5 protein-coding genes and 2 pseudogenes are annotated in these 6,365 nt (G+C 45.9%); 5 read left to right on the forward strand and 2 right to left on the reverse strand.

The annotated features are described in order from the left end of the window. The first annotated feature begins 308 nt into the window (after positions 1-308). The 5 genes and pseudogenes from A10D4_RS13095 to A10D4_RS14570 form a co-directional block, all read left to right on the forward strand. Positions 309-1,394: a sensor histidine kinase gene (locus tag A10D4_RS13095; RefSeq protein WP_008490082.1), complete on the forward strand. Its 1,086-nt coding sequence runs from the start codon at positions 309-311 to the stop codon at positions 1,392-1,394. Beyond that, positions 1,391-2,125 (forward strand): LytR/AlgR family response regulator transcription factor, encoded by a 735-nt coding sequence (locus tag A10D4_RS13100; RefSeq protein WP_008490083.1) that lies wholly within the window; start codon positions 1,391-1,393, stop codon positions 2,123-2,125. Before A10D4_RS13095 ends, A10D4_RS13100 begins: the two co-directional genes overlap by 4 nt. A 149-nt stretch (positions 2,126-2,274) precedes the next feature. Then, positions 2,275-3,397: pseudogene (locus A10D4_RS13105) on the forward strand (ISAs1 family transposase). A gap of 148 nt (positions 3,398-3,545) precedes the next feature. After that, positions 3,546-4,715 carry an acyltransferase family protein gene (locus tag A10D4_RS13110; protein WP_008490085.1) on the forward strand — a complete coding sequence of 390 codons (1,170 nt, stop codon included), beginning with the start codon at positions 3,546-3,548 and terminating at the stop codon, positions 4,713-4,715. A gap of 93 nt (positions 4,716-4,808) precedes the next feature. Continuing rightward, positions 4,809-5,127: pseudogene (locus A10D4_RS14570) on the forward strand (IS30 family transposase); the annotation flags it as partial. A gap of 401 nt (positions 5,128-5,528) precedes the next feature. Here A10D4_RS14570 and A10D4_RS14275 read toward each other — a convergent pair. Together A10D4_RS14275 and A10D4_RS14280 are read right to left on the reverse strand one after the other, a co-directional pair. Next, on the reverse strand, positions 5,529-5,711 hold the full coding sequence (locus tag A10D4_RS14275; protein WP_202801442.1) for a hypothetical protein: 183 nt from the start codon (positions 5,709-5,711) through the stop codon (positions 5,529-5,531). A gap of 74 nt (positions 5,712-5,785) precedes the next feature. Further along, on the reverse strand, positions 5,786-6,259 hold the full coding sequence (locus tag A10D4_RS14280) for an alpha/beta fold hydrolase (protein WP_202801443.1): 474 nt from the start codon (positions 6,257-6,259) through the stop codon (positions 5,786-5,788). Between the last annotated feature and the right edge of the window lie 106 nt (positions 6,260-6,365).

Genomic DNA, 6,365 nt, shown 5'->3' on the forward strand with positions numbered 1-6,365 from the left:
AACACAACAATAAGCCTGTATTAGCCCCTTTCTAAAACGGACACTCATTAGTTAAGCTTATCGTGCGCTTTTAACGTCGCTCGTGCATACCAACAACAGGACGGCTGGTCGCTATGAGGAAGTAGGCTCCAACCATAAAAAGGCTAAAGGTTTGCTTTTCGCTCTTAGCGGAAGTTGGTAATGCACTTTATGCTATTAATCCTTTAATTTTGCGTCTGGTCACAATTAGATTGATTCATGAAGCTGTTCTCTTAATATGGCGTAAGCTTGACATAAACCACACGTTTGATGAAGTGGAGAGTCCATTTATGCTGAGTTCGTGGAAAAATGCCTTACGTTACGGGCTAATATGGACCCTTTTGGGTGTTTACCTGAGCATAGCCAGAACATCGGAACAAACAGATAGCGACATACCCTGGTGGGTTACCTGGTATACGGAGATGACCGCGGCTTATCTGCTTGGGTTGATTTTTCCGTTAGTAAAAAAATATTATGAGTTGCCTTATTTTAGTCATTGGTCGGCGCTTGGCCAATGGCTGCGACATGTTGCTATCTTACCTGTTGTTATTTTGCTGATATGTGTGTTGATGGATGTTGTTCGTTACCCATTCTATGCCTATTTGCCCGCGGCCTATGGCATGGACCACTACCTGTGGCTCAACGAGTATTTCTCAAAGCGAATCTTGTTGGAGTGGCCGCGTATCGGCGTAATTTATTTGTCTATGATACTCGCCATTTTTTATCGGAAGGAGGAACTAAGGCGAGGGGAAGAAAAACAGAGAAGCATACAAGTACAAAGCGAATTAAGCAGCCTACAACTGTTGCAGCTTAAGTCTCAGCTGCGCCCGCACTTTCTGTTCAATACCTTGAATATGATTTCGGATAAAATAGTGACAGATCCTCTGTTGGCAGAAGGGCTTCTACAAGAGCTGTCTGACTTGCTTCGTTACTATCTGGCCCAGTCAGAAACTTCTCAGGTGAAGTTGTCACAGGAAATGACTATTTTGCATAGTTATTTGACTATTCTACAAAAACGGTTTCCCTCTCAAATCCATTATAAGGAAAGCATAGCGGATGAGTTATTGCATCAAAATGTGCCTTCGATGTTGTTACAACCGGTTTTGGAGAATGCGGTGATGCATACTATCCACCATAGCCGCGGTGAAGTATCAATCTCGTTAAAAATAATAATGTATGAAGGGAATATTCACATTGAGATGACCAATACCCTGCCGACTGTTAAACAGGCGTTAGCTTCTTTAGGTATTGGCCTGAAAAGTGTCCACAAACAACTGGAATTACTGTACGGCGACGAGGGAAAGTTGACACTTGACATCGATCACAATCGAGCTCGGCTGGAAATTGTGTTCCCCGCCACGGAGGCTGAAGCATGACGATCCTTATTGCTGATGATGAAGCTCCTTCACGACAAAAGCTTAAGCGCATGTTAGGTCAATTAGTGACAAGCCAAGACATTATTGAGGCAAGAGATGGGCTTGAAGCAATGGAGTTGATTGAGCAGCAGAAGCCTGACATTCTAGTGCTTGACATTCATATGCCGGAAATGACTGGGCTTGAAGTGGCACTGGAAATTGGAGATAGGTTCCCCGTTATATTTGTTACCGCTTATGACGAATATGCTATAAGAGCCTTTGAACTGTTTGCCGTTGACTATTTACTTAAACCTTATTCTCTACAAAGGCTCGACGTTGCCATACAGCGAGCTTACTCGCGCATTGATAAGCCCGCTACAATACCGAGTAATGAACTTCTGGCCTTAGCAAAAAATCTATCGTCCCAACACGCGCCGAGAATATTGGTACGAACTGGCGAGCGAATGTTGCCGTTATCCATCTCTAGTATTAACTGGATTGCCAGCAAGGGCAACTATCTGGAACTGCATACCGAAGACGGCAAGTTTATCGAACGCGATACAATGAATAACTTCTTGTCCCGCTTAGATTCTCGTTTCATTCGGGTTCATCGCAGTTTTTCAGTTAAGCTGGACCAGATTCGTAAGGTTGAAGCGGTATTTAAAGGTGACTATCAACTGACGATGAGTGATGGAAACACGATCAAATTGAGTCGCCATTATCGCGACGCCTTCTTTTCAAGGTTTGCGTGAGGACTGATTGCACCTTGTGATCCTTTATGCCCCCCTTAACCGAGGGCAAGATCATGAACGTTTCTTAACCATCTGAGCGAAAATTAAACGCTCAGTTTGACGATCCAATTTAGTCGTGATCTTATACTCTCTTTTAGGAGAGTGAAATTATGCATATCGATGCCTTCACCACACATTTTGGCGAGTTATCTGACAGTCGTCAATCTGTAAAAAGTAGCGTATCCGCTTGAGGATATTTTGTTTATCACCTTGTATGGTGTCGTCGCTGGAGCCGAAGGCTGGAGCGAGATTCGAGGTTATGCCGACGGCCACATTGAATGGTTTCAATAGCATGGTCACCTGCGCGATGGCGTGCCAGTCGATAACACCATTGCCCATACCATCTCACGAATTGACCCAGAACAATTCAGAGCCTGCTTTATTAACTGGATGCAGGTCATTCATGAAAGTACTTATGGGCAACTGATTGCAATTGACGGTAAAACACTTCGAAGCTCTTATCAGCGCGATGACCGCCAATCCACGATACACATGGTTAATGCGTTTGCGTGCGAAAATAAAATGGTATTTGCTCAAATTAAAACCTTTGAGAAGTCGAATGAAATCACAGCGATCCCTGAGCTTATTCAATTATTTGATGTCTAGTGCACCTTAGTATCAATTGACGCCATGGGCTGCTAGACCAGCATTGCAGAGCAAATAGTTGAGCAAGGCGGGTGATTACCAGTTCACACTGAAAAGTAATCAGGGCAAGCTCTGCAAAGCGGTAGAAGATGCCTTTACTGAGACACGCGAAGCACCACTTGGTGGCTTAACCTTCGAGCAAAAGCGGGGGCGTATCGAAGCTCGCACGTACCATGTGTTAGACGCTGCTGACGTGAGCAAAGCGTTCCCACAATGGCCTGAACTAAAACCCTCGGTATGAGCATGAGCTTCCGCCAACAACACGGAAAATCACCCGAGCTGACATACCGCTACCATATCAGCTCTGCGTCATTGAGTGAAAAGCAACTAGCCGAAGCAGTACGTTCTCACTGGGCTGTAGAGAATAGCTTACACTGGGTTCTGGACGTTAGAATGGGTGAAGATGACTGCCAAATCCACCAGAATCACGGTGTTGAAAACTGGTCGATGCTACGCAACCTGGCGTTAAACATGTTGCGTGCAGAGTCATCAATAGGCAGCATACCAGCTAAGCAAAAACGCGCTTGGATGAAAGCCAGTTATCTGGAATCCGTATTAACAGCGGGCTTCAGCAGTATGATGAATTAATGAGTACTCATGCGGTTGCCCTGTCCCTTAACCTGCTTATCACATAGTTTTGCGACTGGTCACAAATTGGTGGTAGGCCTATTTATTGAATGCCATTATTAAAGCATGTCAATAAATTATCGTCTACGGTGTAGGCAGGAGTCTGGTAGTGAACGTCGAACATAAGCGGTATTATGAACTTGACTGGTTGAGGGTATTGGCGTTTTTTTTATTGATACTTTTTCATGCTGGGATGGCGTTTAGTAGTTGGGGCTGGCATATCAAAAATACGGAGCAAAGCGAGTGGCTAACTAATTTGATGTACTTTCCTCATCAATGGCGTATCCCTTTGCTTTATCTTATTTCGGGAGCGGGGATCTGGTTTAGCCTTAATAGCCGGGGAATAGTACGGTTTATTAAGGAGCGTGCTACACGGCTGCTATTGCCACTTTTATTTGGCATTCTGGTGATAGTGCCTCCACAAATCTACGTGCAGCGGTTGACCGAAGGAATGACTCTATCTTACTGGCAATTTTACCCTCGTTTTTTTGATGGAATTTACCCAGAGGGTAATTTTTCCTGGCATCACCTCTGGTTCGTTGTGTACCTGGTTGCCAGTATTATGGTTCTGTTACCACTGTTTAGCTGGATACGACAAAAGAATAGTCAAGGTCGATCGAACTTGCTGTACCGTATTACCTGCCATCCGTACGGCATTCATTTATTCGCGGTGCCTATTGTTGCAGCCGATTGGTTTCTGGCGCCTATTTTCCCCCCAACTGACCAGTATCTGATTGGCGACTGGACCCGTTTCAGTGTGCTGACAATAATATTGCTTATCGGCTTTTTATTCTGCTCGAACCAGAAGTATTGGAGAGTTTTACTTGATTCCCGTCGAACCTTTTTGGTGATGGGTATTGGATTCTTCGCAATACGCTATCTAGTGTTATTTAATATAGTGATAATACCCGACTCTGGCTTGATTCATCACCTGTATGACATTATTAACGTTGGCTCAAGTTGGATGATTATATTAGCTGTACTAGGTTATGGTCGACGCTATTTAACTTTTTCCAACCGTTTCCTCACTTACTGTAATGAGGCGGTTTATCCCTTTTATATTTTGCATCAGACCGTAACCCTCATAGCCGTGTATTTTTTGGTACCACTGACATGGCACTGGTTTACCAAATTTACTTTGGTCACAGTCAGCACCGTTGCAGTGACCTGGGGGATATATCACTACCTAATCAGGCCATATAATCTGACTCGCTTTGTATTTGGTCTGAAACTCCAGAAGTCTGATTCAAAACTTCCTAAGAAAGTTTGTGAAACTTAGCCCGAATTCAGATAATAAGTCCATGGTTAAACGGTGAGCGGAGATCAACTGCCTGTTGGTGGTACTCTGTAATCGCCAAAAAACAAGAGTAGTTACCGTGTCAGTCACGATTGGATTTACGGTTTCGTGAAACGCGATAAATGGTGCTGTGGCAAGCTTTACAAGCAATTGTGACATGGTCATCGGAAATACCGCAAAGGCAATCGCGCGAAGCGCGTTATTATCCTGAACCGTATTGGCATTGAATGCCGGCCAGCCATCGTAGATAAGAAGAAACGGTTCGGTGACTGGGACGTCGATACCGTACTGGGTAGGAGCGGGTGCCATCGTCAGCCTGTTAGAACGCAAAAGTAAATTGTATTTAATTCGTAAAGTGCCGGCGAAAACCGCAGCCGATGTAGGGAGAGCACTGACTTACGTATAGTTACTGGCAAGCAGCTCTCGGTGTATGAGAAGCGGTTGGACTTGCGGCCCAGCAAGCTACTGGGGTTTATTCAGCCAGACGTGATTTTTAAAGAGCAATTTCAACAAACTATGGGCGAGTGTTGCAGCTACATAGTTGACGCTACGATTGGTGTCTCAGGAGGCTGGATTGGTGTAAGGCGCGCCTGATGATGAGTTGCATGTAGCCGATCTTGAAAACGAATGGTTAGTTGCGAAGCGTCAGGCTCCAGCTTTAGATGGGACGGAACCGGCGCTCAGCTGCCTTAATATACTGGCGTAGAGTAGTTGAGCCGTCGTCAAATGTTACATTAACGGTGTCGGGGCGCCGGGTTGGCGACGCCCTTTTTGTCGCTTAGTCGCGTCGCTGATCTACGGCTTAGTGGCTAATGGCCGGACGTATTGCAGCAGGCTGACGAGGGTTTTGCCAGGCTCTTCCCACGGGATCATATGTGCTGAGTGCTCAAACCATACGCCTTTTTTATAAGGTGCATCAACGGCTTTTAACCAAGCGGCGGTCGGTTCCGAGGGCGTGGTGTAGTCGTGTCTGCCCATAAACATCAGCACCGGAATCGGAAATGTTTTTACCCCGCTAAAATCAACTGCCAGAAACTCGGGGAGTATGCGCCCTAGGGTAAAGATATTGCCGGCGTTACTCGCGCAACGCTCGGCGTTGCTGTACTCGGGCGAGAGACGGGGGCGCGGTAATAGTAAAAGGAGTTGTCGCGATAAGCGCTCAGACCACCGTAGTGCTGTGCCCACTTTCTGGCGGTAACAATACGCTCGCGGGTGAGAGGTTGGTCGCCAAGATAGGGCGCAATGGTCATCATTTCCTCGACCGCAGCCTGATTGCCTACCGCTTTGGCCTGCTGTAAAACGTAATTAAAACTGATGCGTTCGTTTTCGTGCACGTCGATCACTTGCCCGATACCGACGTAAGCAGAGAATAAATCGGGTCGCTTTAACGCGGCGTGCATAGCTACGATAGTACCCCAGCTATGTCCCATTAAAATCACTTTATCGGTGTCAAAACGTGCTGTTAATAATTTGGCGACGGCGATGGCGTCGTCGACATACTGTTGGATATGAATAGTGTTTTTGATGCTATCGGGATCGACCTACTGATAGGTTTTGCCCGAGCCGCGCTGGTCCCAGTTGACCATGGTAAAGTATTCTTCTAACGGCCGTTGAAACTGCCATAGGCTAGCT

This window comes from Idiomarina xiamenensis 10-D-4 (assembly GCF_000299895.1).
Taxonomy (GTDB): domain Bacteria; phylum Pseudomonadota; class Gammaproteobacteria; order Enterobacterales; family Alteromonadaceae; genus Idiomarina; species Idiomarina xiamenensis.

Bases quoted from the DNA above. Each gene is read 5' to 3' on its own strand.
- A10D4_RS13100 (WP_008490083.1), top strand. From the start codon at position 1,391: ATGACGATCCTTATTGCTGATGATGAAGCTCCTTCACGACAAAAGCTT.
- A10D4_RS14275 (WP_202801442.1), bottom strand. From the start codon at position 5,711: ATGGGCAGACACGACTACACCACGCCCTCGGAACCGACCGCCGCTTGG.
- A10D4_RS13095 (WP_008490082.1), top strand. From the start codon at position 309: ATGCTGAGTTCGTGGAAAAATGCCTTACGTTACGGGCTAATATGGACC.